This is a genomic window from Sulfitobacter sp. HI0040 (assembly GCF_001634885.1).
In the GTDB taxonomy this organism is placed as follows: Bacteria; Pseudomonadota; Alphaproteobacteria; order Rhodobacterales; family Rhodobacteraceae; genus Sulfitobacter.
In genome coordinates, this window is record NZ_LWEX01000318.1 from 1 (window position 1) to 25157 (window position 25157).

General features: G+C 63.6%; 27 protein-coding genes. 18 read left to right on the plus strand and 9 right to left on the minus strand.

The annotated features are described in order from the left end of the window. From A3728_RS14350 to A3728_RS14395, 10 genes are all read left to right on the plus strand, one after another. Nucleotides 1-193 (plus strand): bifunctional hydroxymethylpyrimidine kinase/phosphomethylpyrimidine kinase (locus tag A3728_RS14350; protein ID WP_201722334.1); only part of this gene is annotated, 193 nt, incomplete at its 5' end. A 129-nt stretch (nucleotides 194-322) separates the two neighbouring features. Further along, entirely contained in the window at nucleotides 323-1228 is a 906-nt protein-coding gene (locus tag A3728_RS14355) for a LysR family transcriptional regulator (RefSeq protein WP_067925000.1), read from the plus strand. A 222-nt stretch (nucleotides 1229-1450) separates the two neighbouring features. After that, nucleotides 1451-2440: a TRAP transporter substrate-binding protein gene (locus tag A3728_RS14360; protein WP_067925005.1), complete on the plus strand. Its 990-nt coding sequence runs from the start codon at nucleotides 1451-1453 to the stop codon at nucleotides 2438-2440. A gap of 92 nt (nucleotides 2441-2532) precedes the next feature. Beyond that, entirely contained in the window at nucleotides 2533-3033 is a 501-nt protein-coding gene (locus tag A3728_RS14365; RefSeq protein WP_067925008.1) for a TRAP transporter small permease, read from the plus strand. After that, nucleotides 3030-4292, plus strand: coding sequence for a TRAP transporter large permease (locus tag A3728_RS14370; RefSeq protein WP_067925011.1), 1263 nt, complete (start codon nucleotides 3030-3032; stop codon nucleotides 4290-4292). Before A3728_RS14365 ends, A3728_RS14370 begins: the two co-directional genes overlap by 4 nt. Nucleotides 4293-4462: 170 nt before the next feature. Further along, nucleotides 4463-5275, plus strand: coding sequence for a class II aldolase/adducin family protein (locus A3728_RS14375; protein ID WP_067925014.1), 813 nt, complete (start codon nucleotides 4463-4465; stop codon nucleotides 5273-5275). 185 nt (nucleotides 5276-5460) lie between these two features. Continuing rightward, nucleotides 5461-5754, plus strand: a complete 294-nt coding sequence (locus A3728_RS14380; protein WP_067925022.1) for a ribbon-helix-helix domain-containing protein — start codon at nucleotides 5461-5463, stop codon at nucleotides 5752-5754. 114 nt (nucleotides 5755-5868) lie between these two features. Continuing rightward, entirely contained in the window at nucleotides 5869-6264 is a 396-nt protein-coding gene (locus A3728_RS14385) for a VOC family protein (RefSeq protein ID WP_067925091.1), read from the plus strand. A 47-nt stretch (nucleotides 6265-6311) separates the two neighbouring features. Beyond that, the gene (locus tag A3728_RS14390; protein WP_067925025.1) at nucleotides 6312-6836 is read left to right on the plus strand and encodes a twin-arginine translocation signal domain-containing protein; all 525 of its coding nucleotides are present in this window, start codon (nucleotides 6312-6314) and stop codon (nucleotides 6834-6836) included. A gap of 22 nt (nucleotides 6837-6858) precedes the next feature. Beyond that, entirely contained in the window at nucleotides 6859-8430 is a 1572-nt protein-coding gene (locus A3728_RS14395) for a GMC family oxidoreductase (RefSeq protein WP_067925028.1), read from the plus strand. A 95-nt stretch (nucleotides 8431-8525) separates the two neighbouring features. On the opposite strand, the gene A3728_RS14400 is transcribed toward A3728_RS14395, so the two are convergent. The 7 genes from A3728_RS14400 to A3728_RS14430 all read right to left on the minus strand — a co-directional run bounded on the left by A3728_RS14400 (nucleotide 8526) and on the right by A3728_RS14430 (nucleotide 17295). Beyond that, complete coding sequence (locus tag A3728_RS14400) at nucleotides 8526-9824, minus strand: NAD(P)H-dependent oxidoreductase (protein ID WP_067925031.1); 1299 nt, start codon at nucleotides 9822-9824, stop codon at nucleotides 8526-8528. 101 nt (nucleotides 9825-9925) lie between these two features. Beyond that, nucleotides 9926-10831 (minus strand): hydroxymethylglutaryl-CoA lyase, encoded by a 906-nt coding sequence (locus A3728_RS14405; RefSeq protein WP_067925035.1) that lies wholly within the window; start codon nucleotides 10829-10831, stop codon nucleotides 9926-9928. A gap of 3 nt (nucleotides 10832-10834) precedes the next feature. Further along, nucleotides 10835-11347, minus strand: coding sequence for a TRAP transporter small permease (locus tag A3728_RS14410; protein WP_067925038.1), 513 nt, complete (start codon nucleotides 11345-11347; stop codon nucleotides 10835-10837). Nucleotides 11348-11365: 18 nt separating this feature from the next. Then, the gene (locus A3728_RS14415) at nucleotides 11366-12397 is read right to left on the minus strand and encodes a TRAP transporter substrate-binding protein (protein WP_067925042.1); all 1032 of its coding nucleotides are present in this window, start codon (nucleotides 12395-12397) and stop codon (nucleotides 11366-11368) included. A 37-nt stretch (nucleotides 12398-12434) separates the two neighbouring features. Continuing rightward, complete coding sequence (locus tag A3728_RS14420; RefSeq protein ID WP_067925045.1) at nucleotides 12435-13730, minus strand: TRAP transporter large permease; 1296 nt, start codon at nucleotides 13728-13730, stop codon at nucleotides 12435-12437. Next, on the minus strand, nucleotides 13727-14977 hold the full coding sequence (locus A3728_RS14425) for a CaiB/BaiF CoA transferase family protein (RefSeq protein ID WP_067925048.1): 1251 nt from the start codon (nucleotides 14975-14977) through the stop codon (nucleotides 13727-13729). Before A3728_RS14425 ends, A3728_RS14420 begins: the two co-directional genes overlap by 4 nt. Continuing rightward, complete coding sequence (locus tag A3728_RS14430) at nucleotides 14974-17295, minus strand: 1-deoxy-D-xylulose-5-phosphate synthase N-terminal domain-containing protein (protein WP_067925051.1); 2322 nt, start codon at nucleotides 17293-17295, stop codon at nucleotides 14974-14976. The genes A3728_RS14425 and A3728_RS14430 overlap by 4 nt, the downstream gene beginning before the upstream one ends. Before the next feature lie 108 nt (nucleotides 17296-17403). Here A3728_RS14430 and A3728_RS14435 point away from each other — a divergent pair, with 108 nt between their 5' ends. Both A3728_RS14435 and A3728_RS14440 read left to right on the plus strand, forming a co-directional pair. After that, the gene (locus A3728_RS14435; protein ID WP_067925057.1) at nucleotides 17404-17874 is read left to right on the plus strand and encodes an Lrp/AsnC family transcriptional regulator; all 471 of its coding nucleotides are present in this window, start codon (nucleotides 17404-17406) and stop codon (nucleotides 17872-17874) included. Nucleotides 17875-17958: 84 nt separating this feature from the next. Further along, nucleotides 17959-18621, plus strand: coding sequence for a GntR family transcriptional regulator (locus A3728_RS14440; RefSeq protein WP_067925060.1), 663 nt, complete (start codon nucleotides 17959-17961; stop codon nucleotides 18619-18621). A gap of 18 nt (nucleotides 18622-18639) precedes the next feature. Here A3728_RS14440 and A3728_RS14445 read toward each other — a convergent pair whose 3' ends face one another. Continuing rightward, on the minus strand, nucleotides 18640-19302 hold the full coding sequence (locus tag A3728_RS14445) for a MerR family transcriptional regulator (protein WP_067925063.1): 663 nt from the start codon (nucleotides 19300-19302) through the stop codon (nucleotides 18640-18642). Nucleotides 19303-19445: 143 nt separating this feature from the next. Here A3728_RS14445 and A3728_RS14450 point away from each other — a divergent pair, with 143 nt between their 5' ends. The 6 genes from A3728_RS14450 (at nucleotide 19446) to A3728_RS14475 (ending at nucleotide 24153) form a co-directional block, all read left to right on the plus strand. Then, nucleotides 19446-20051 carry a DUF7482 domain-containing protein gene (locus A3728_RS14450; protein WP_082850925.1) on the plus strand — a complete coding sequence of 202 codons (606 nt, stop codon included), beginning with the start codon at nucleotides 19446-19448 and terminating at the stop codon, nucleotides 20049-20051. A gap of 110 nt (nucleotides 20052-20161) precedes the next feature. Then, nucleotides 20162-20482 (plus strand): four-helix bundle copper-binding protein, encoded by a 321-nt coding sequence (locus A3728_RS14455; protein ID WP_067925064.1) that lies wholly within the window; start codon nucleotides 20162-20164, stop codon nucleotides 20480-20482. Nucleotides 20483-20605: 123 nt separating this feature from the next. Continuing rightward, nucleotides 20606-21244, plus strand: a complete 639-nt coding sequence (locus A3728_RS14460) for a DUF7482 domain-containing protein (RefSeq protein ID WP_067925065.1) — start codon at nucleotides 20606-20608, stop codon at nucleotides 21242-21244. Beyond that, nucleotides 21244-22293, plus strand: a complete 1050-nt coding sequence (locus tag A3728_RS14465; protein WP_161487197.1) for a lysylphosphatidylglycerol synthase transmembrane domain-containing protein — start codon at nucleotides 21244-21246, stop codon at nucleotides 22291-22293. The genes A3728_RS14460 and A3728_RS14465 overlap by 1 nt, the downstream gene beginning before the upstream one ends. Beyond that, complete coding sequence (locus A3728_RS14470; protein ID WP_067925068.1) at nucleotides 22280-23551, plus strand: MFS transporter; 1272 nt, start codon at nucleotides 22280-22282, stop codon at nucleotides 23549-23551. The genes A3728_RS14465 and A3728_RS14470 overlap by 14 nt, the downstream gene beginning before the upstream one ends. Further along, on the plus strand, nucleotides 23548-24153 hold the full coding sequence (locus A3728_RS14475; protein WP_067925071.1) for a gamma-glutamylcyclotransferase family protein: 606 nt from the start codon (nucleotides 23548-23550) through the stop codon (nucleotides 24151-24153). Before A3728_RS14470 ends, A3728_RS14475 begins: the two co-directional genes overlap by 4 nt. 33 nt (nucleotides 24154-24186) lie before the next feature. Here the strand turns inward: A3728_RS14475 and A3728_RS14480 are convergent, their stop codons facing one another. Next, nucleotides 24187-25041, minus strand: coding sequence for a sterol desaturase family protein (locus A3728_RS14480; RefSeq protein WP_067925078.1), 855 nt, complete (start codon nucleotides 25039-25041; stop codon nucleotides 24187-24189). Nucleotides 25042-25157 lie beyond the last annotated feature (116 nt).

Here is a 25157-nt window from a genome sequence, read left to right on the forward strand (position 1 = left end):
TATCCTCTACCGCTCGGAATCGGATGAGCGGCGTTTTCCCGCACCCCGCGTCGATGCGGCGCTGCGGGGAACCGGCTGCCGACTGGCCAGCGCCATCGCATGCGGCATGGCGCGGGGCAATACGCTGGAGTCCGCTGTCGCCGCCGCCAAGGCGCGTGTTCACGCCGCACTTTGTGCGGCACGGGGGGTATGAGCCGGTGAAACCGGGGGGCTGATCGCACCTCTCCTTATCTTTGCGTTCCTTTACTTTGCGGAAGGCTACGGGGATGATCCATGGGAATCGCCTGCCCGGCCCCCGGAAGAAGGCGAGAGGAAGGATTTGATGAAGGACGACCGGCTGCTGGCGATGCGCGTGTTTCTGACGGTGGTGGAAACCGGCGGTTTCACCTCGGCGGCGCATATCCTTGACGTCAGTCAGCCTTTCGTCAGCCAGACGATCAGCCGCCTTGAAGAACGACTCGGGGTGCAGCTTTTGCACCGCTCCACCCGGGGTCAGCGCCTGACGCCGGAAGGCCAGCAGTTCGTTCATGCCTGCCGCCGTGCGGTCGATGCCGTGGACGCGGCGGAGGCGGAGATACAAGGCTTGCGGGGCAAGGTCTCAGGCGATCTGCGGGTGACCGCACCGCTCGCGTTCGGGCTGGATCAGCTGGTGCATATCCTGCCCGGCTTTCTCGCCGCTCATCCCGAAATCCGGCTGAACCTCTCGCTGGACGACAACAGCGCCAACCTGATCGAGGATCAGATCGACGTTGCGATCCGCATGGGGCAGCTGCGCGATTCCAGCCTGTTGAGTCGCAAGCTGTGCAACCTGCAGCGCGTCGTCGTCGCCTCGCCCGGTTATGTGGCTGAGCATGGGAAACCCGATGCGCCCTCGGCGCTGGCCGATCACAACTGCCTGCTCTGGGAAGGGGCGCGGGATCATCTGAACCGCTGGCCCTTCGTGGTGGACGGCAAGGCGGCCAATGTTGCGGTCACCGGCAACTTTCGGTCCAACAACGGCATGTCGCTCTATACCATGTGCCTGGCGGGGTCCGGGATCATGCGGCTGGCGGAACATCTGGCGCGCCCGGCCATCGACCGGGGGGAATTGGTGCCGTTGCTCGAAGACTATCAATCCGTCGATGAAAGCGCGTTCTATCTGGTCTTTCTGCCAGAGCGGGACCTGCTGCCGCGCATCCGGGTTTTCATCGACCATCTGGTAGAGCATTACCGCACGCCGCCCTGGTAGGACGCTCCCGGCCGGGCGGGCCGCGTTATTACGGGTAGCAATATATGTTATTCGGACCGCTCGATTGACGTTTCGACCTGCCGCTTCGTATCAAATTGGCAGATCGGGGCTCATCGCCACCGCAGAAAATCACAGACAGAAACTTGTTTGATGGGGCCTGGCGGCCCCCCGATCCCTTGCTGCCGTAAGGCATCCCTGGACTCTTGAGGAGGAGATTCCTTCATGACGTTGAACCGACGTTTTTTCACGCGCTTTGCCCTTGCCGCCGTCGCCACGCTTGCCGCGGCCCCTGTTCTGGCGCAGGAAACCTATTCGCTCAAATTCGGCCATACCGGCGCGCCGGATCACCACTTCCAGACGATTTCGGAAAAGTTCGCCGAGCTGGTGGCGGAGCGCACCGACAACAACGTGAAGATCGAGGTGTTCCCCTCGGATTCGCTGGGCAAGCAGATGGAGCTTGTGGAAGGTGCATTCTTTGGCACCACGGACATGGTCCTGACCTCGGACGCGGTCCTGTCCAATTTCGTTCCCGAAGTCGGCATCATTAACCTGCCATTCATCTTCTCCGACAGCGATGCGGTCCGAACCGTTCTGGACGGCGAGATCGGTGACCAATTGGGCAAGAAGATCGAGGAACAGGGCGCCGTGCTGGTCGGCTGGTGGGAAAACGGGTTCCGCCATATCACCAATTCCAAGATGCCCATCGAAAAGCCCGAGGATCTGGTCGGCATCAAGCTGCGCGTGCCCGAAGGCCCGATTTTCGTCGATACCTTCACCACGCTGGGCGCAAACGCCACTCCGATTGCTTTCACCGAGCTTTATTCGGCCCTGCAGCTTGGCGTTGTCGACGGGCAGGAAAACCCGCCCGCGCATATCCTGACCCAGAAGTTCTACGAGGTGCAGGACTACGCGTCGCGGACCGGGCACATCTATCTGTCGTCGCCGGTGCTGATCAGCCGCGCGGCCTTTGACAAGCTGCCGCAGGAATATCAGCAGGTCCTTCTCGATACCGGGCGGGAGCTTGCCGCCGAACACACCGCGATGGTGCTGGCGGCCGAAGATGCGCAATGGGCCGAAATCGCCGAGAAGGGGATGAAGATCAACGATGTGGACAAGGCGCCCTTCATCGAAGCGACCCGGCCGGTTATCGAAAAGTACCGCAAGCAGTTCGGGCCTGAGATCATCGATGCGATCGAACAGGCCGGGCAGTGACCGACCGTAAAGGACCGGCAGGGACGACACCCGTCCCTGCCCACCCGGCCCCGCCGCGCCCTGGCGTGTGGCTGGGACGTACCATTGATGGAGTGACCTGGCTGCTGCTGACTTTCTGCGCCATCCTGTTTCTGTTGATGACAGGGCTGGTCTGTCTTCAGGTCATCTTCCGCTACGTGCTCAACTCTCCCCTGACCGGCTCCGAAGAGGGCGCGCGCATTCTGTTGATCTTCGTGTCCATGCTGGGGGCTGCGGCGGCGTTGAAAACACGCGCGCACATGGCGATCGACTACTTTCAGGAGCGGTTTCCGATTCCGCTGCGCCGGGCGGCGGCCCTGCTCAGCCTCGCCTGCGTGTTGGCAATCGGCATCCTGCTCGTCGTAAAGGGCGCCGAATTCGCCGATCGCGCCATGTTCCAGACTACTCCGGCGCTGCGCATCCCGAAGGGTTATATCGTGCTGGCCTTTCCGATCAGCGGCGCCCTGATCATCTTTTACGCGCTTGCGGTGCCCTTACGGGCCTGGATCATGCGGGACACGCTGCTTGCGCCCGTGGATCACGCGGCGGCAGCCATCGCGGAGGCACGGTCGTGATCTTCACGCTTTTCGCCCTGTTCTTCTTTCTGATCTTTCTGGGCGTGCCTATCGCCTTCGCGCTCGCGCTGTCTTCGACGGCGGTCATCTACTTTTTCACCGACATACCGCTGCTGCTGGTGATCCAGCGGATGTACAGCGGTCTCGATGTTTTCGTGCTGATGGCGATCCCGCTTTTTCTCTTCGCGGGGAACCTGATGACCGAGGTGAAGATCTCGGAGAAGCTGGTCGCACTCGCATCGATCTTCCTCGGTCGATATCGCGGGGGGCTTTCGCTGGTGGCGACGAGCGCCTCGGCCATTTTCGGTGCCATTTCGGGCTCGGCCAATGCGACGACCGCCGCCATCGGGTCGGTGATGATCCCCACCATGGCCCGGCGCGGGTACGATCAGGCCGATGCGGCCGCCGTGGTTGCCGCGTCGGGGATACTTGGGCTGATCGTGCCCCCTTCGATCACCATGGTCCTTTATGGCGTGGTTGCAGGCGTCTCCATCGGGGATCTTTTCCTGTCGGGGATCGTGCCGGCGATCATCATCGCCGCGGGCCTCATGGCGGTGAACTATTGGGTGGCCGTACGGAAGGGATATGTCGGCGACGCGCCCATTAACATGCGCGATTCCGTCCATATCGTCCGGGACAGCCTTGTGGCGCTGCTGATGCCCGTGATCATTCTGGGAGGCATCTATTCGGGTGCTTTCACTCCGACCGAATCCGCCGCGGTCGCCAGCCTTTACGGGCTGATCGTGGGATTTGCATGGTATCGCAACCTGAGCCTGAAAAGCGTCTTCGCCATTTCGAAAAGGACGGTGGAGGTGACGGCAACGATCCTGTTTCTCATCGCGGCCTCCAACATCTTTACTTATGTGCTGTCGGCGCAGAACGTTCCGCAGAAGTTGGCGGCCTCGTTGATCGAATTCTCGACCAATCCTTATGTGATCATGGTTCTGATCCTGGGCATGCTGCTCATTCTGGGCACATTCCTCGACAATGTCGCGGCGATCATCCTCGTGACGCCGACGCTGATGCCCGTGGTCGCAGCGCTGGAGATCGACCCGATCTTCTTCGGGGTCTACATGGTCATCGCCGTGGCCGTGGGGCAGATCACGCCGCCGGTGGGCCTGAACCTGTTCATCGCGACGAACCTAACCAATCGACGGTTCGAGGATGTGGTGCGCAGTTCGGTGCCCTATTTTCTGCTCTACGGGGCACTTCTTCTCGTTTTCATCGCCATCCCCGGCGCGCTTTCGGTCTTTGGCTGACGCGGGCCCACGATAATCGGCGGTAATAGCAGTTATTCCCGCAAGCCGGATACCCGCGCGACCCCGAAACGGGTATCTTCCTGCCATCCGATCGGCCCTTGCGCGCACATCGCCGGGGCGGATCGCCCGAACGGAAATGAACGCCGAGCCCCTAATCGAAAGGACATCCCATGCTGGACCTTGGTAACCGCATTTCGATCTATCAGCCCGAACAGGAAGGTCTGATCTTTCCTGAACTGCCCAGCTTCGACTCGGTCGCGGACGAACGTCAGCACCTCAAGGAGCGGCTGGTCGGTGCCTGCCGCGCCTTCGCCCTGCAGGGGTTTGACTATGGCTTTGCCGGCCACCTGACGATCCGCGATCCCGAGCGTCCGGAGCTTTACTGGACCAACCCGATGGCCGTGCATTTCAACCAGGTGAAGGTGTCGAACCTGATCCTCGTGGATCACGAAGGCAACGTGGTCGAAGGCAATTATGCCGTGAACCGCGCCGGGTTCGTGCTGCACGCCGGTGTCCATGAGGAACACGCCGACATCGTCGCGATGTGCCATGCGCATACTGTCTATGGCACCGCCTTCGCCGCACTGGGCCGGCCGCTGAAGCCGGTGACACAGGACGCCTGCGCCTTCTTCGAGGATCACGTGATCATCGGGGACGAAGCCGGTGCCGTCGCGGTGGAAAACCACGCCGGGTCGAACGTGGCCAAGGCGTTCAAGGGGGTGAAGGCCGCGATCCACCAGAACCACGGGTTGCTCACCGCGTCGCGCCACAGCATCGAATCCGCCGCTTTCTGGTTCATCGCGCTGGAGCGCTGCTGCCAGCAGCAGTTGATGCTGGACGCCACGGGCCTTGAACAGACCCTCGTGAAGCCCGACCGGGCGCGCTACAGCCGCGAACACGTGGGCAGCGACTATATCGGCTGGCTGCATTTCCAGCCGATCTGGGAAGACCTCGTGAAAACCCAGCCGGACATGTTCGACTGATTGGATGAGTTGCGGCGCGGCCACGGGGGGGACCCGTGGCCGCGCCGCGCAAATGTTTCGCCGGTCACATACTGCACATACCTGTGAAGCGGGCCGAAGTGGACGATGGGTAAAAACTCGTGTAGAAGTTCAGGGCCGCTGACCCCGGCATACTGCCAATGCGTAGATTACGGGAGGATCATCGCATGTGTGAAGTTTTTGCAGGTCAGGACCCGGAACGCTATGCCTGCACGACCCGCCGCCTGCGGCTGAACGGGCAGAGCACGTCGATCCGATTGGAAAATGCCTTCTGGGCCACGCTGGACGATATCGCGGCCCGCGACGGCGTGACTACCCCGGTCTTTATCTCGACACTGCATGCAGAAGTGCTGGAACAACGGGGCGAGCCCTCCAACTTCACGTCGCTGCTGCGCTGCGCATGTCTGAAGTTTATGGAGATCTCTCGCACGGCGACCCCCGCTGCCATGGCGGCAGAATAGGGGCAGGATAGTCCCGAAAAACATGTGCGGGTAGTAACGGCATACTACCCGGCCCGCGCCGACGGCCTGCTAGCCTGATCCCCGAAGAGATCGGTAAACATGCAGGAGACGGCCTTGGCCAAGCAAATACATTCGATGATCCGGGTGCTCGAAGAGGATCGTTCGGTCAATTTCTACGACAAGGCCTTTGGCCTGAAGATCGCCGACCGACTCGATTTCGAGAATTTCACCCTCGTCTATCTGTCGAACCCTGAATCGGAGTTCGAACTGGAGCTGACGATCAACAAGGACCAGACCGAGCCCTATGAGTTGGGCAATGGCTATGGGCACCTTGCGGTTTCGGTCGATGATCTCGACGCGGAACATGCACGGTTCGAGAAGGAGGGGCTCGAACCGCGCAAGCTTGTGGAATTCGCGCCGGGCGGCACGCGTATCGCCCGGTTCTTCTTCGTTGCCGATCCCGACGGATACCAGATCGAAGTTCTGGAACGCGGCGGGCGCTTCAAATAACGGCCCGGCGGCGAAAACTTCACGACACAACGGGAGGAGACCGAAAGATGTCCAATACGAAAACCCTGCGCGGGATGACCCGCCGGGATCTGCTGAAACGCACGACCGCCGCGGGCGCGTCCTTTGTCATCGGGGCCGGTTTCGTCGCGTCCCCGGACGCGGCATGGGCGTCCGAGATGGATGCGGTGAAGCCCGAGACCTTTGCAACGCTGGTGCAGATGGCCCGGGATATCTATCCGCACGATCAGGTGCCGGATGAAAACTACGTGGTGGCGGTGAAGGGCTACGACACGCCCGAGAACGCCGACATGGTGAGCCAGGGCATCGCCGCGCTCGACGACCGTGCGCGGGAGATGAAGGGCGCCAATTACATTGATCTCGGCTGGGAGCGGGACCGTGTGGAAGTGCTGCGGTCGATGGAGGACGACCCGTTTTTCCAGACGATCCGCGGCGGGCTCGTCACCGGGCTCTACAACCAGAAAGCCGTGTGGCCGATCTTTGGCTACGAGGGCGAGAGCTTTAGCCAGGGCGGCTATATCGACCGCGGCTTCAACGACATCAACTGGCTCTGAGCCATAGGGGAGGAACAGAACTATGGCAGCACCATTTGACAAGAACGACGACAGTGTCGTCGTCGTTATCGGAACCGGCGCGGGCGGGGGCGTTCTGGCGAACGAGCTTGCGCAGAAGGGCATCAGCGTCGTCGCGCTGGAAGCCGGCGGGCGCTATCTGCCCGAAGATTACATCAACGATGAATGGGAAAGCTTCGGCCAACTGGCCTGGCTCGATCCGCGGACGACGTCGGGAGACTGGCGGGTGGCAAAGGACTTCTCGGGGCTTCCCGCGTGGATCGTGAAAGCCGTCGGCGGGACGACCACCCATTGGGCGGGCGCGTCCATCCGCTTCCAGCCGCATGAGTGGAAGGCAAAGACGACCTATGGCGAAGTCGAAGGCGCCTCGCTTCTCGACTGGCCGATCGACGGCGAAGAGATGGCCCCCTATTACACCAAGGCCGAAGACAAGCTGGGGGTCACCCGGACCGGCGGGCGCGAGGGGCTTCCGGGGTGCAACAACTACCTCGTCTTCGAAGCCGGCGCCAAGAAGCTCGGCTACAAGGAAGTCCATACCGGCAAGATGGCGATCAACTCCGACTGGTACGACGACCGGATGCCCTGCCAGCAGACCGGCTTTTGTTTCCAGGGCTGCAAATGGGGCGCCAAATGGTCCGCCGCCTATACCGACATTCCGCGCGGCGAGGCGACAGGGAACCTCGAAGTGCGTGAAAAGGCGCATGTGGCGCGGATCCTGCATGACGACAGCGGCAAGGTTACCGGCGTCGAATATTTCGACGAGAAGGGCGATCTGCAGATGCAGAAGGCGCGGATCGTCGCGGTGGCGGGCAACTCCTTCGAAAGCCCGCGGCTGCTGCTGAACTCCGCCTCGAACATGTTCCCCAACGGGCTTGCGAACTCCTCCGATCAGGTCGGGCGGAACTACATGCGCCACATGACCGGGTCGGTCTACGGCGTGTTCGACAAGCCGGTGAAGATGTGGCGCGGGACCACGATGGCCGGGATCATCCAGGACGAGGCAAAGCACGATCCGTCGCGCGGCTTCGTCGGCGGGTACGAGCTGGAAACCCTGTCGCTGGGTCTGCCCTTCATGGCTGCCTTCCTCGATCCCGGGGCGTGGGGGCGTGAATTCACCACCGCGCTCGACATGTACGAGAACATGGCCGGGATGTGGATCGTGGGCGAGGATATGCCGCAGTCCGACAACCGCGTCACGCTCAACACCGAGGTCAAGGACCAGTTCGGCCTGCCGGTGGCGAATGTGCATTTCAGCGACCATCCCAACGATGTCGCCATGCGCAACCACGCCTACAAGCAGGGCGCCGCGATCTACGACGCGGTGGGGGCAACGCGCACCTTCCCGACGCCGCCCTATCCGTCCACCCACAACTTGGGCACGAACCGGATGAGCGAGAAGGCCGAAGACGGTGTGGTCAACAAGTGGGGGCAGACCCACGACATCAAGAACCTGTTCGTTTCGGACGGTTCGCAGTTCACGACCGGCGCGGCGGAAAACCCGACGCTGACCATCGTGGCCCTTGCGATCCGGCAGGCGGATCATATCGCCAGCGAGATGGGTGCGGGCAACATCTGACGCATTGCAGCGCCCCGGGCTATCCCGGGGCGCTGTGACTTTGCAGAAGTCGGAATGAAAAAGCGATACCGCCCCCATGGGGGCGGTTCATTCGTTCAGGACCGGGCGGCGCCGATCACTTCGCGGTACATCGCCGTCGCCTTGTCATCGGCCAGATCCACATCGTCGAGCGACAGCGGCTTGCCCGCCGCCACATCGCGGCGCAGGGTCACGCCATGGGCCAGACCGATGGGCAGCGCCGCCCCCGCGGTCGCCAGCGGCAGCGCCTTGCCGTAGACGGTATAGCCGCCTTCGCCATCGAGCTTTTCACCCGACTTCAGCGCGCGCTTGGCCACCGCCGCCACGGTGCCGCGCATTTCTCGCGACTGGCCCGTCGGCTCCTGCCGGAGCGCAACGCTCAGCACGGAGATCGACAGTTCCAGCCCGATCAGGTGGAAGGGTTTGTACATCGCGGCGAAGCGCCCGGTGCTGTCCGTCGGCAGCCCGTATTGTTTGAAACAGGCCGCGGCATAGTCGTTGGGCGCCTCAAGCACCACGTAGACACCCCAGCGCAGGTCGCGGAAGACCGGGCGGCCGTCCCGCTCCAGCGAGGAAACCGTTTCGACCATGCCGCGCCGGGCGAGTTGACCGCCCAGCTCGCGCGGTCGCAGGACATGGGCCAGATCGTCCACCCCGCAGGCGGGAAAGCCCAGCCCTTCTTCCGGCACATCGAGACCGCAGGCATTGGCGATGGCCACCATCTCGATGGCGCTCTTTGTCCCGTCGAGGAAGGAGTTGAACATCTGCGGGTTCATCCCCGCCTTCTTCGCCTCTTCCGCGGTGAGGCCGTAGTGGCCCCAGACATCGTCGGGGGTGACCGTGTGATAGGCCGGCAGGTACTTCGTCCCCTTGCCCGCCGCCGTCACCGTGAAACCGGCGGCCCGCGCCCAGTCGACCATTTCCGACACGAGGGCGGGTTGATCGCCGTAGGCCATCGAATAGCAGACCCCGGCGGAGGCGGCCCGGCGCGCAAGGGCGGGGCCCACCATGGCGTCCGCCTCCACGTTGACCATGACGACATGTTTGCCCGCGTCAAAGGCGGCCTCGGCGTGGTTTATCCCGGCGCGGGGGTTGCCCGTGGCCTCGATCACCACGTCGACGTCATCGCGGGCGGCCAGTGCCGCGCCGTCGCCGACATAGGTCGTTGCCTCGATACGCTCGTCGTCCCAGCCGACTTCGCGGCAGGCAGCGCGCGCCCGGTCGGGGTCGAGATCGGCGATGGCCGTGACCTCGAGCCCCGCGATCGTCGGCACCTGGCTGAGGAACATGGAGCCGAACTTTCCCGCCCCGATCAACCCGGCCCTTACGGGTTTGCCCCGCTCCGCGGCCTCTGCCGCCAGTCTCGCAAGGTTCATGTCCGCTCTCTTTCCTTTAACGTTTGGGTCAGTCGAACATGGTCGACCGATCGATCACAAGTTCATTCCGGCGGGACCGGACGCCACCGGGGCCGCCCCCGTCACGCGGCACGCCCGCGGGGGACATGGCGCAGGTGGCTTCCCGTCACCCCGCCGGGCAGGGCGGCGATCCGGTCCGCGACGTCCAGCAGGCGAGGCAGGTCGATGCCCGTGCTCCGCCCCCCTTCGTTGAAGGCGAAGACGAGGTCTTCGGTCGCCGTGTTGCCCGTGGCGCCGGGGGCGAAGGGGCATCCCCCCAGCCCGGCGGCGGCGGTATCGAAGACGCGCACCCCGGATTGCCACGCGGCCAGCGCGTTGGCGACCCCCTGGCCGAAGGTATTGTGCCCGTGGAAGGCCCAGGTGTTGCCAGCTGTTTCCGGCAACATCTGAACGGTATCGAAACGGCGCGCAACATCGAAAGGGTTCGCGCGGCCGGTCGTGTCGCAAAGGGCGAGTTCGGCGTTGGGCGCGATGGCCGCGACCTGTTTGACTGCCTCGACAAGATCCATCAGCGGCACGCCGCCGTCGAACGGGCAATCGAATGCCGTCGCCAGATCGACGCGCAGGAACGTGCCTTTGGGCAGCGCCTTCACGATTTCATCGAGACCGGTGAGGGATTGCGCCACCGTCTGGCGGACGTTGTTGAGGTTGTGGGCCTGCGATACCGAGAAGACATAGACGATCTGCCGCAAGCCCGCCTTCAGCGCGTTTTCCGCCCCCCGCAGGTTGGGGACGAGAGCGGCAAGCTCCGCCGGCAGGTCCCGCGTGCCTTCCACGATCTCGGCCATGTCGGCCATCTGGGGCACCGCCTTGGGGCTGACGAAGCTGCCAAGTTCGATCCGCGGGCAACCGGCGGCGGCAAGATCGCGGATAATGCCGATCTTCGCCTCCGTGGGCAGGGGGTTCGCGATGGATTGAAAACCGTCGCGGGGGGCGACTTCGCAGATGATGGGGGTTGCGGCGGCCAATGCTCAGATCTCCTGCAGGTCTTCGTGATCGTCCCGTCGCCTGTCGGGCCAGAAGGTCGCGTCGATTGCGTCGAGGGCGAACTGGATCGCCAGCAGGCCGAAACCGATGGGAAGCAGCGCATAGGGATAGACCATGGGCGTGCCGAAGCTGGAAGACACCCGTTCGCCGAATTCCCACGCCTGATAGGCCATGATGGAGCCGCGCCATGTCATGATGACGCAGAAGGCGACCCCGATGAGCGCGATGATCACGCGCACGACGCGCTGCGCGATCGTGCCGAGCTTGACGGCGAAAAAGGTGATCCGGATATGGCTGTCGGTGCGCTGGACATCCGCAGCCGTGATCGCGGTGACATAGATGATCAGGAAGGTGTTGACCTCCAGTGACCAGGAGGTGGGCGCCGTGAAGACATAACGCATGATGGCGTCGTAGCAGATGGTGATGACCATGAACGCAAGCACGATCTGGCCGGACACCTGCAACGCCTGTGCAGTGCGATCGAATAGTTTCCTCACGGCGCCCTCCTTTCCCGATCAGGCGTCTTTGCCGAGCGCCAGTGCGATGGCGCGGTTTCCGACGTCTTCGCCGACTTCGGCGATCCATGCGGCGCGCACTTCTTCGGCTGCCGCTTCGAGCTTGGCGAGTTCCTCTTCGGAGGGTTCGATCACTTCGATCCCCTGTTCGGCGATCATCGGCCAGAACTCATCCGGGTAGATGGTGTTGTTGGCCTGCGCCGCGCCATTCTCGTCGAACCAGTCACCCGCCTCGTTGAAGGCGGCCTTCTCCTCTTCGCTCATATTCTCCCACCGTTTCGTGGTGGTGAAAAGACCGATGCCATACGCGGTGAGCGGCAGCTTGTAGACGACGCCGACCTGTTCCTGCAGCGAACGGCCGATGATGGTGGAGATATTGGCCACGGCCGCGTCCACGGTGTTTCGCTGCAGCGCGAGGTAGAGTTCCGACGAGGGAATGCGCACCGAGGCGCCGCCGAAGTCTTCGACCACCTGCGTGGCCTCGAAGCTCACCACCCGGACCTTCTTGCCCGAGATATCCGCGATGGATTTGATCGGGGACGCGGTGGTGGACCACAGGTATTCCGGCTCAAGGATGTTGCCCATCATCGAGACCATGTAGAGGCCTTCCTCGTTCAGCTTTTCCTGAATGAGGTTGAAAAGCGGGCTGCCCTTGGCGAGACGCTCGGGGTTTTCATAGAGCGCGTCCACCACACCCGGCAGGCCCGTAATGCCCAGGATCGGCACTGAACGGGTGATGTAGCTGGTGGTGTGGAACATGAAGTCGATGGTGCCGGCGCGCAGGGCGGGCAGCTGTTCATCGGCCTTCAGCAGCTTGCCGCTGTCGTAGTAGTCGACCGCGACGGCGCCCGACTGGCCCAGCCGTTCGACAAATCCGGCGGAGCCGTAGGACAGCGCCTTGTAGCTGGGCGGCAGGTAGCTGACGCCGGTCATCGTGGTTTCTGCCAATGCGGCAGAGCCAAGGCCAAGCACGGCAGAGCCGGCAAGGGCGGCAGTGGTATTTCGCAGGAAGCTGCGGCGGGATAGGGTCATTCTGGTTTCCTCCTCTGGTGTGTTGAATGACGGGTGATCAGATGAAGCCGGGCAGCCACAGGCTAAGGCCGGGGAAAAGCACGAAGATCATGAGCATGACGAACTGCACGATCACGAAGGGGACGACCGAGCGGATGATCTCTTCGACCGAAAGCATCGGGCAGACGCCGCGCAGCGCATAGAGGTTGAGGCCCACGGGCGGGGTGACCACCGCAATCTCCAGGTTCATCACGAGGATGATGCCGAACCACAGCGGGTCGTAGCCGAGGGTCACGATCAGCGGCAGCAGGATCGGCGTCGTTACCACGATGAGAGAGACGGCATCGACCAGCATCCCCAGCAGCACCAGCGCCAGCATGATGATCACGAGGATCGCCCAGGGCGGCAGATCCGTCGCGGTGAGCGCCGCGCTGACGTTTTCGGGGACGCGCACGAGGTTCAGGTAGTCGCCGAAGATCTTCGCACAGGCGATGATCAGCAGAATGGCACCCGACACCTTCACGGATGAGCCCAGCACATCCATCAGAACCTTCCACGTCAGCACGCGGAAGACGGCAAAGGCCAGAAAGAACGCACCCGCCGCACCGAGGGCGGCGGCCTCTGACGGAGTGGCGAAGCCGGTGTAGATCGCGCCCAGCACGATGCCGACCAGCAGCAGCGCGTGCCAGACACCGCCAAGGGCGCGTACCCGTTCGCCCAGCGGTGCCATGGGTCCGGTTTCGCGGGGGGCTTGCTCGGGGTTCAGCAATACGCGGATGTAGATGTAGAGCGACAGGGCGAGCGCCAGCGCGATGCCGGGCAGGATGCCCCCGATAAAGAGAGCACCGACCGAGACGCCGGAAACCGCACCGTAGATGATGAAGGGCACCGAAGGCGGAATGAGCATCGCCAGCGCGCCCGAAGAGGCGACCGAACCGGCGGCAAGGCCCCGGTCATAGCCGCGGTCCAGCATCTGGGGCACGGCAATGGAGCCGACCGCCGCCACCCCCGCCACGGACACGCCGGAAACCGCCCCGAAAATGGCGGAGGCCCCGACGGTGGAGATCGCAAGCCCGCCCCGCAGCCACGACAGCCAGAGCGAGGCGGCGTGAAAGAGGTTCTTTCCCACCGGCGTTGCGCCCAGAAAATTCCCCATCAGGATAAAGAGGGGCAGGGCGATGAGCTCGAAGGAGTTGAGCTGCCCGAAAAAGGAGGTCGGCGCGAAGAAAAACGCGAGAGAGCCGCGCGCCATGTAAAGGCCCAGCAGCCCGCTGGCCCCCAGTGCCAGAAAGATGGGCGCGCCGAAGCCGATCATACCGATCAGCAGGATGACAACGAGTAGCGGTTCAATCATGTATTCTGCCTTTCGGGCTGTGCCTCCGGCCCGACGATGCCCTTCCGGGCGAGCGTCGCGATCCGGTCCTTGTCGTAGCCAAGCGCCTCGTTCAGCACGGCGAGGGTATCGGCCCCCAGAGCAGGGCCAAGGCCGCGGACCTGCCCGGGGCTTTCGGAAAGGCGGGGAAAGACATTCTGCATCGCAAGGCTGCCGCCTTTGCCGTCCTCTACCCGGACGATGGAGTTGCGGGCTGCGAAATGGGGGTCTTCCACCATCTCGCGGGCGGTATAGGCAAGGCCCACGGGCACGCCTGCGTCCGCCATCTTCGCGATCACGGTTTCGGCGTCGTGCTGGCGGGTCCAGTCACCGATGCGCGCGTCAAGCGCTTCGCTGTTCTCGCCGCGGGCGCGGTGATTGGCATAATCGGGGTGATCGGCCAGTTCAGGCGCGCCCATGGCCTCGCAGAGGCGGCGAAACACGCTGTCCTGATTGGCGCCGATGATCACGTCGCGCGCATCGGCGGTGGGGTAGGCGTTCGAAGGCGCGATACCGGGCAGCGAAGAACCGTGCCGCTCGCGGATATGGCCGCCCGCGTCATATTCGGCCACCATGGCTTCGGTCAGGTGCAGGACGCTTTCGAAGATGGAACTGTCCACCACCTGTCCGCGCCCTGTCCTGTGGCGATGCTGCAGCGCCAGAAGGATGCCCATGGCGGCATTGATACCGGCCATCGTATCGCCCAGCGACAGGCCCACACGCACCGGCGCGCGGTCGGGATAGCCGCTGATCGCCCGTAGCCCGCCGATGGCCTCGCAGACAGAGGCGAACCCCGCGCGTTCGGCATAGGGGCCATCCTGCCCGAAGCCGGAAACACGCGCCATGATGAGGCGCGGATTGATCGCGCTCAGCTTGTCGTAGCCCAGACCCCAGCGTTCCATCGTGCCGGGGCGGAAATTTTCAATGAGGACATCAGCCTCCCGCACGAGATCGCGCAGCACCTCCTGCCCTTCGGGCTTGCGCAGGTCGAGCGTGATGGAGCGTTTGCCGCGTGCGATGACGTTCCACCACACGGGGTTGCCATCGCGGTCGTTGCGGCCCCATTGGCGCATGGCATCGCCCGTCTCGGGCGGTTCCACCTTGATGACCTCGGCGCCGAAATCCGCCATCAGCTGGCCGCAGAACGGCCCCGCGATGAGCTGGCCCAGTTCGATCACCCGCATATCGCTGAGCGGGCCCTGCGCGGGTTGGGATTGTGTCGATGTCATGCGCAAAGCTTCCTTCCGGGGGTCAGCGCCTCGACACGTTCCGCGATGGACCGCGCATCGAGGCCGAAATGGCGGTAGAGGTCCTGAATGGTGCCGGTCTGGCCGAAGGCCGTCACACCCAAGGGCAGAACCCGGTGGCCCATCACCCCGCCCAGCCACGAAAGCGTGGCCGGGTGCCCGTCGATCACCGTGACGAGGGTGCAGTGGGGCGGCAGGTCCGCGAGCAGTGCCTCCACCTGCGCGGGGGGTGTGGGATCGCCCTGCGCGCGCCGGGTCTGGGCGGCTGTCCAGTCCGCGTGCAACCGGTCGGCGGAGGTGACGGAGAGCACCCCGATATCGCGCCGCCCTGTGCCAACCATGCCTGCCGCCGCGATGGCTTCGGGTGCCACGGCCCCCTGATAGGCGATGACGACATCCGCGTTGGGCCCGGGCTTGCGCAGCCAGTAGCCGCCCGCGATCACGTCATCGGCGAAGCCCTCCGTCGATCGCTCGGTGATCTGTTCGATGGGGTTGGTGGTCAGCCGCAGGTAGACGGAGCCGCCGGCGTCCTGCTGCATGTGATCGAAGGCCCATCCCATGATCACGGCCAGTTCGTCCGCATAGGCCGGTTCGAAAGAGGTGAGGCCCGGCTGGCTCATCCCGATCATCGGCGTGCCGATGGACTGATGCGCGCCGCCCTCGGGCGAGAGGGTGACGCCCGAAGGCGTGCCCACCAGCATGAAGCGCGCATCCTGATAACAGGCGTAGTTCAGCGCATCGAGCGCGCGGGCCACGAAGGGGTCATAGACCGTGCCCACCGGGATCAGCCGCTTGCCGAACAGCGATGTCGACAGCCCCGCCGCCGCCAGCAGCAGGCAGAGATTCATCTCTGCGATGCCCAGTTCGATATGCTGCCCCGCCGGGGAAAATTCCCACTTCGCGGTGGAGGGGATGGAAAGCGTTCTGTAGAGGTCCGCCTTTGCCTCGCGCGAAAAGAGCTTGCGGCGGTTCACCCAAGGACCAAGGCTCGTCGTGCCGGTCACATCGGGCGACGTGGTGACGATGCGGTCGGCCAGCGCGGTATCGGATTTCGCCAGCGCATCAAGGATCTTGCCAAAGGCCATCTGGGTGGCGATTTCGCGGTCCTTCGGAGTGGCAAGGGCAGGGACGGGCAGCCTGTCATCGGTGAGCCGCCGCGTGCCTTCGGCAAAGAAGGGCACCGCGTCGAGATAGGCCCTGAAGTCCTCCACGTCGTCCACGGTAGCGAAGCGGTCCCATTCCCGGCCCTCTGGCACGCCCATGTGGCCCTGCCATTCGGCCATCTGCTTCGGCGTCATCAGCCCGCCGTGGTTGTCCTTGTGCCCGGCGATGGGCGTGCCCCAGCCCTTGACCGTATAGGCCAGAAAGCAAACCGGGCGGTCATGGTCGATGGCGGCGAAACTTTCCGCCATGCTCTCCACGCAATTGCCGCCGAGGTTTTCCATAAGGTCGGCCAGTTCGTCGTCGCTGCGCCGGTCGATGAGCGCGGAGACCGGCCCCTGATCACCGAGGTCCTCCATCAGGCGCTTGCGCCAGACGGCACCGCCCATGAAGGTGAGCGCGGAATAGTCGCTGTTGGGGCAACGGTCGATCCAGTCGCGCAGGGCCGCGCCCCCTTCCTCTTCGAAGGCCGCGCGCTGCAGCTTGCCGTATTTGACCTTCACCACATCCCAGCCGAAGGCGCCGAAGCTCTTTTCGATCCGGGTGAAAAGCCCTTCGTGCACGATCCCGTCGAGGGACTGGCGGTTGTAGTCCACGATCCACCAGACATTGCGCAGGTCGTTCTTCCAGCCTTCCTGCAGGCATTCGTAGACATTGCCTTCGTCGAGTTCGGCATCGCCCACGAGCGCGATCATGCGGCCTTCGGGCCAGTCGCCGCCCCAGCTTTTCGCGCGGACGTAATCCTGAATCATCGAGGCGAAGGAGGTCACCGCGACGCCAAGCCCCACGGACCCGGTGGAGAAATCCACATCGTCCACGTCCTTGGTGCGGGACGGGTAGGACTGGGCGCCGCCAAAGGCGCGGAAGCCTTCCAGCTTTTCGCGGCTGATGTTGCCCATCAGGTACTGCATGGCATGAAAGACCGGCGAGGCATGGGGCTTTACCGCGACCCGGTCCTGCGGGCGCAGCGCCGAATAGTAGAGCGCCGTCATGATCGACACCATTGAGGCCGAGGAGGCCTGATGCCCCCCGATCTTGATGCCATCGACCTTCGGACGCAGGTGGTTGGCGTTATGGATCATCCAGTGCGACAGCCACAGGAGGCGCTGTTCGATGGTTTTGAGATGTTTCGCGGTCATGGGGCCCCTCTTTGCGGATACGGTATACAGAATCCAAAAGCGGAACCCGCCAAAGATACATGCCGCAAAGCCTTGCTGCGCAGTTATCCTTCGCGTATTGAGTAGCGCATGGCGAAAACCCCCAAGATTGACGAAATAGATAAACGAATCCTGCGGCAAATCGCGGGTGAGGGCCGAATCTCTGTTCAGGCGCTTGGCGAAGCGGTGGGGCTGAGCGCCACGCCCGTCGCGCGCCGGTTGAAGCGGCTCGAAGAGCAGGGGTTCGTGACGGGCTATGCCGCGCTCATCAACGAAGCGGCGCTGGGGTTCGATGTCTCGGTCTTCGTTTCGGTGAAGCTCGACCGGCAGATCGACAACGCGCTGTCCTCTTTCGAGATCGCCATCGCCTCTTTCCCGGAGGTCGTCGATTGCTGGCTGATGACCGGCAGCAGGGACTACCTTTTGCGGGTCGTGACCGGGGGCATGGCGGATTTCGAGCAGTTTCTGGTGGGACGGCTTACCAAGGTTAAGGGCGTGGCGGAGATCGAAAGCTCCATCCCCCTGCGCCGCGTCAAATCCGCCGGATCCCGCGTCCCCTGAGCCGCAGGACGCCGGGGTTTGGGGTAGGCGGGGACACCCCTATTCTGTATGCGGAATACGAAGCGTCTGGCAGAAGGGGCGAAGATGAGACAGATCCAGCCCAAGAAAACCCTAGTGGAGCAGACCTACGAAACATTGGTCGATGCCATATGCTCTGGCGAATTGCCGCCCGGTGAAAGACTGGCGCAGGAAGAGATCGCCACACGGCTCAACGTGTCGCGCCAGCCGGTCAACAACGCGCTGGCGATGCTGAAATCCAACGGTTTCGTGGAAGAGACCGGACGCCGGGGCGTCGTCGTATCAGAGATCAGCCCGGACCAGTTCCGGGCGATCTACGAATTCAGAACTGCGGTCGAACCCTTCGCCGTCCGGCTTGCCGCCGAACGCCTGCCTGCGGATGCGGCGAGACAGGCCGAAAAGATCATGAAGGACGGCAAGGCCGCGTTTTTCTCAGGCAGCGCCAAGGCACAGGTCGAGGCCGATATCGCCTTTCACGAGATGCTCTATCACTGGGCCGGCAACGCGATCATCCTATCGACGATGCGCATGAACTGGCAGCATATCCGCCGCGCGATGAACCTCGTGATCCGGGAAGGCGTCACCGCCGAAACTTCCTGGCAGGAGCATAATCACATCGTGGATGCCCTGATGCGGGGCGATGTGGCCCAAGCCGTGGCGGAAATGGAGGGGCACATCGTCCGGGCGCAGGCCAAGACGATGGAAGCCCTGGAGCGGCCACGCCCCTGAAGGGTGCGGCCCGGGGGGTCAGGCCTCGGCGGCCTTCGCGGTGAAACCGCCCTTGTTGACCGCCTCTTCAAGCCGGGCGATTGACGCGGTGTCCTGATCGTGCAGAACGCGGGCCTGCCGTTCGTCGAAGGAGGCATCGGCCTTTTCCACGCCCGCCACCTGCGACAGCAGTTTTTCAACGGAGCGCGCACAGCCGCCGCAGTGCATGCCTTCGATATTGAGGATCGTCGTTTTCATCTTTTGCTGACCTTTTCTGGAAGTGGTCTTCTGGATTTCGGCATTGCGCTGCATCGCGTCAAGGATCGTACAGGCCTTCACGTCGCCGCCACCGGGGCAACTGGCGATCAATTCGTCGAGAGCGTCGCGCATCTGTTCGAGTTGCAAAAGCTTGGTCTGAACCTCGGCCCGCTTGTCGATGGCGCGGACGCAGACGTCACCGCAGTCAGCCTTCGGATCGGCGCGCAGCGAAAGAAGCTCGGCAATTTCGCGTAAGGAAAACCCGATTTCCTGCGCCTGCCGCACGAACCTGATGCGCGAAACGGTTTCGTCGTCATATTCGCGCAGGCCGCCGCCTTCGGGCTTGGGGGGCTGCTGGATCAACCCCTTGCGCTCGTAAAAGCGCACGGTCTCCACGTTGACGTTCGCCGCTTTCGCGGCGCGGCTGATCGTGAACTGCTTCATGTTTACCCCCGGATGCGGCGTGCCTCCGTACAAATGTACGGTGCTGCCAGCCGGTATTCAAGGAACCGGGGCGGGCCTGTTGACACCGTACCACGGTACGGCGGTTAGGGTGGAGGCAGAATCAGTATCACGTGGTAAAAAGCATGTACGAAAACCTATCGAAATTTACGACCCGCACTGCGGTAGCCCTGACGCTCGGCCTCGCCGCGCTGCCCGCGCTGGCGCAGAGCGGTTCGATGTCCGACTCCATGTCCGACGGGGCGGAGTCAAAGCCGATGATGGACATGTCGGGCGGCATGGATATGTCGGATATCCCGCGGGTTCCCCCAGTTTTCGGATATTCCGAGGGCGCGGATATCCATTTCATCCATACCGAAGTTTCCGATCCGGAGATCGCCCAAGTTCTCACGGACATGATGGGATCGCCTTTTCCTGTCGTTGCTTCGCTGGCGGACATCCCCGCCGACCTTCTGGCCCGTGTCTATGTGTTCGAGAACGGGCTCCAGCCCGACGGGCCGCGTGGCCCATTGGGATTTCAGCCAGACATCTTCGACCGGCCCGCGGGGACGGATGACTATACCCCGCTGCGCAGGATCATGCTGGTGAACTGGTCGGACGGCGCCGAAGCGCGCATCCTGCGCTCCGCCGAGGCCGTCAAGATGGCTGAAACGAACGACGAGATCAGCATCAAGGACAGCGGTATCGTCGTGAACATACCGTTCCTCACCTGGCCGGACGGATCCCGTTAGACCGCGCGTCCTTGCCTGTGCGCTTTTCATGAAGCGCGCGGGCGAACCCGCTTGCCCGCCGCGATGTGGCGGGTGTTGTAGTACCAGTAAGCTTAACAAGGAGAATACTTATGAATGACCAGGACCTGAAAGATTGCATCCAAGCCTGCCTCGACTGCACAACGGCTTGTGAAACCTGCGTGGATTGCTGCATTGGCGATGCCGATATGGCGGAATGCCTGCGGCAGTGTCTCGATTGTTCGGAGATCTGCCAGGCCTGCGCGCGGGCCATGGCACGCAATTCGCCCCATACACAGAAATGGTGCTCGCTCTGCGCCGAGATCTGCGAAGCCTGTGCCGCCGAATGCGACAAGCATGAAAAGGAAGCCTGCCAGCGCTGTGCAGAAGCCTGCCGCCGTTGCGCGGAAGCCTGCCGCAAGATGGCTGCGTAAACCGCTGTGCCGGCATGGGCGTTTGCCTGTCCCGGCCCATGATGCAACATACCAGGAGCGCCGGGGGACCTGTCGGCGCTCCTGGTCGTATTATTCAGAGAGATACCGATGAGACAATCGAACATGAGTGAACGACCGAAGACAGCGGGCCTGACATTGCCGATCGCCCTGGCCACGGCGATCGGCCTTGCTACGGTTCTTCCGGCAACACTCGGGGCCGACAGCAATACCACCCCGGCCACCGCCGCAAGCGAAGCCAATGGTCCGGGCTATGTTCCCGTGCCTGCCCCTGAGGGCCGAAACCTGACCCAGCCGGCCGAGACGACGGGCATTCGCTCGGTTGTCGGGTACTATGAGGGCGAAGAGGTGTTGTTCACCCACACCGAGATCTCCGATCTGGAGATCGCCAAGCATCTCACGAGCAAGATCGGTTCGCCGACGATCTATGTCCCCGCTCTGGCCGAAGTGCCCGACAGCGCGCTGGCCGATGTCTATATTTTCGCCAACGGTGTCGCGCCGGAGGATACGCCGCTCGGACCGCTCGGGTATCAGGGCGACATCTTCGGCAGCATTCCCGGCGATGAGGGCTATAGCCCGCTGCGCAGGGTTTTGCGGGTCTCCTGGTCCGACGGGGCCGAGGCGCGCCTGCTACGTTCCACCGAAGAGGTGGACGCGGCGCTCGCAGCCGGTGAGATCGTCGTGGAACGACCGGGCATCGTGGTCAACATGCCCTTCGCCTCATGGCCCGGCGGCTCGCGCTGATGAATACGGCGCAGCCTCGACGCGGCGGGTTCATACAACGCTGGCTCCCGCCGCTTCTTGGCGGGGGCGTGGCGCTGGCGCTGATCTTCTGGCTCTATCGCGATCTCGATTTTGGCCGTTTCGTAGAGGGGCTGGGAGAGGCCCATATCGGGTGGGTCACCATACTGGCGCTGACGATCCTGCTCGAACAGGTTCTGAACGGCTGGAAGTGGCGGCAGATCCTGCATGATGTGAAACCCGTGCGCACCATGCGGCTGACAGGTGCGCTTCTGGCGGGGTACGGCGCGAATGTGCTCGTCCCGCTGGGGATCAGCCCGCTGGTCCGGTCATGGCTCATCGCCCGGATGGAAGGGCTGAAGATGGGCACGGTGTTGACCACCACGATCATCGCGCGGTTCATCGACGGCGTGGTCTTTGCGCTCTTTGCCGGGCTTGTGGCCATGGCCGGGCAGGTGCCGCAGATCGACGGCAACCTTGAACTTGGCCTTGTGGTCGCGGGGGCGCTGAACTTCGCGCTCTTCGGCGTGCTTCTCTGGGCGATGTTCCGGTTTCGCACGCTGCTTGCAGAGGATGGCCCGCTGGTTTGCCGCCTGTTCGACTGGATGGCAAAGTGGTTCCGGGCGAACGGGGCACAGTTGCGCGGATCCCTGTGCGATGGCGTCGTCTGGCCGCGCGCGCGGCAGCACAGGCTGAACGTGCTGATCGGCGCCTTCGCGGCGAAGCTCGTCTCTGCCACGCATTACCTTTGGGCGGGGCTTGCCGTCGGGGTGGTGCTGACGCCTTTCGATTATCTTTTCCTGATGGTCTTTGCCGGGTTTTCACTGGTCCTGACGCGGTTTGTCCGGGTGCCCGGGGGGTTCGTGATCGGTTCGGCGCTGGCGTTCAATCTGCTCGGCGTACCCGAGGAGCAGGCGCTGCTGATGATCCTTTTCAACTGGATGATGTCGATCATCATCGTGGTCGGCGGCGGGCTGATCGTGCTGTGGCAATCGGGTCTCGATATCCGGCGCGCGCGTCTGGAAGCGGAGGTGACCGATGTCCGTGTCTGAAGCGACGGCACCGCCCGACGAACGCAGCCGGTTCTGGCGCATTGCCGGGGCCGGGGCCGCGTTTCAGGCGGGTTCGGCGGCGATCGATTCCGCCACCATCGTGGCGAGCCTCGTGTTCCAGCTGACCGGAAGCGCCTTTGCCGTGGGCTTTGCCAGCGCAGTGCTGCGGTTGGGCTGGCTGCTGCCGCAGCTGGTCGTTGGCTTTCTGGCCGAACGGGCCGAAAAGCGGATGCCGTTCTATGTCTTCGGGGCCTATGGGCGGGCGCTGCTGGCGGCGCTGATCGGTCTGTTGCTCTGGTTCGGCGGGGGCATGGCCCCGGCGATGCTGGGTCTGGCCTTCCTCGGTCTCTGGACGGTCTACGCCTTTGTCAGTGGCGTGGTGGCGGTGCCCTATAACGATATCGTCGGCCGCTCGATCCCTTCGGCCTCCCGCAGCAGGATGCTGGCGTGGCGGTTCTTTGGCGGGGGGCTTTTCGCGCTGGGGGTGGCGGCATTTGTCAGTCTGACGTTGGATATTCTGCCCAACCTCAAGGCCTATGCGCTGATCTTCGGGCTGGCGGCCCTTCTGATGCTGCTGTCCTCGTCGCTTTTCGTGTCAGCCGGTGAGCCGCCCATGCCCGCGAACAGGGACAAGAGCAAAGCACCGCAGGATGCGCGTTCGTTCCTGCGGGGGGGCTGGCAGGTTCTGACGAACGACGGGCGGTTCCGCCTGTTTCTCTATTCCCAATGGCTGGGCGGTGCGACGCTGATGGCGCTGCCCTTCTATGTCGTTGCGGCGGATCAGAGCGGTCTGACGGCGGCGGATGTCGGCCTGCTGCTGGGTGCCCAGACGGCGGGCGCGCTCGCGTCTAACCCGCTATGGGGCAAACTGGGGGACGGGGCGGGCAAGTTGCGGATGCTGCAGATCGTGGCCGCGATCCGGATGCTGCCCCCGATCTTCGTGCTGCTTTTGCTCGGCGCAGGGGCGGGGATCGTCGGCTACATGCTGCTTTTCGTGGTGATCGGCGCGATGATGAACGGGGTGACCATCGGGTATCTCGGCTACCTGATGGAGATTTCGCCGGACGACCGGCGCCCGGCCTATTCCGCCTATTTCAACGCGCTCGCTTCGCCCGCCGCGCTGCTGCCACTGCTCGGCGGGGGGCTGGTGGCGGCGATATCCATTCATGCGGTCTTTGTCGCGGCGATCCTTGCGGCGATCCTTCAATTCGTCCTGCTGCGGCGCATTTCGCGCCTCGCCGCAGGAGAGGTTTCATGATCGCGTTTCGCCGATTTCTCAAACGTCTGTGGATGCCGATCATACTGCGGGTCTGGCCGCTTGCCCGGCTCTGGTACCGGATGTGGGGCCTGAAGCTGGAGGGGCACCCGGAAGAGGAGGTCTGGTATTTCGCCTTCGGCGCCAACATGAATGACAGCGTCTTTCTGGGGCGGCGAAAGATGAAGCCGCTCGAATGGCGGGTCGGGCGGGCGCCGGGCTACCGGCTGCGCTTCAACCTGCATGGCCGCCCGCGCGGGCTGTCCGCGCCCGCGAATATCGCCCCCGACCCCGAAGCGGAGGTCTGGGGCGTGCTCTACCGCATGACCCGGCGCGACATGGTCTGGCTGCATTCGACCGAAGGAGTGCCGGGCTGGCGCTATTATGCCGTCTGGCTTGACGTGGAGGATCGCGACGGCAACAGCCTGCGGGCCTTCAGCCTGATCGCTGACGGCTTGCCGGAGGATGGGAACCCCTCGTTGCGCTACATCACCCTGATACGGGAGGGTGCCGTTCAGCATGATCTGCCCGACCACTGGATCGAAAAGCTGAATGCCGTGCGGCACGCCGAACCGCGCCGGCAGGCGCAAGAGGGGCCGCGCTGAACCGCTCCTCCTTGCTCCCCTCTTTCCGGCAGCTCAGTCCGCGCCGTCTTTCGTGGTGATGCGCGGATCGAGCGCATGGCCGGAGGCCGGACCCCGGAACGGTTGAATGAGCATCCGGTCGGCCCACAAATCCCGCGTGGTGCGAAACTGCTCGATCCCGATCTCCATCTCGCGGTGCCCCTTGGCCGGCTGATCGATATAGGTGCCCAGCAGCCTGTCCCACCATGGCAGGTTGAACCCGTAGTTCGAATTGGTTTCGCGCGGGTCGATTGAATGGTGCACGCGGTGCATGTCGGGGGTGACGACGATCCATCTGAGCAAGCGGTCGATGGGCCTGGGCAGGTCGATGTTGGCGTGATTGAAAAGGGAGGTCGCGTTCAGAATGACCTCGAACAGCAACACGGCGAAGGCGGGCGGGCCGAGCGCCGCGACGACCGCCAGCTTGATCACCATCGACAGCAGGATTTCCACCGGGTGGAAACGCAGACCCGTCGTCGCGTCGAAGTCGAGGTCCGCGTGGTGCATCCGGTGCAGCCGCCAGAGGCCGGGAACGGCATGGAACATCACATGCTGAAGATAGATCGCAAGGTCGAGCAACAGTATCGACGCCAGTGCTGCAAACCAGACGGGCACATCCAGCGCGTTGAACAGACCCCATCCCCGATCTTCGGCGATGACCGCAAGGCCGACAGCAAGGATCGGCAGGCTGAGGCGCAGGATCACCGTGTCAATCACCACGAAGGCCAGGTTGTTCGACCAGCGGATCACGCGGGGAATCTCCTGCCGCCGCCGGGGTGCGGCGACCTCCCACAGGACCATGGCAACAAGGACGCTCAGGAAGGCGGAGAGGCGGATCAGGGGCTCGGCGGCAAGAAACGTGTCGGTCATGTTTTGCCTTTCCGGGGTCACGACCCGGCAAACGCTACCACCGCTGCATTCGCCGTGCCAGCCAGAAGGCGCGCCCACGGATTGGCACCGCCTTTAGGCTCTTCCGGTTCCGGCAA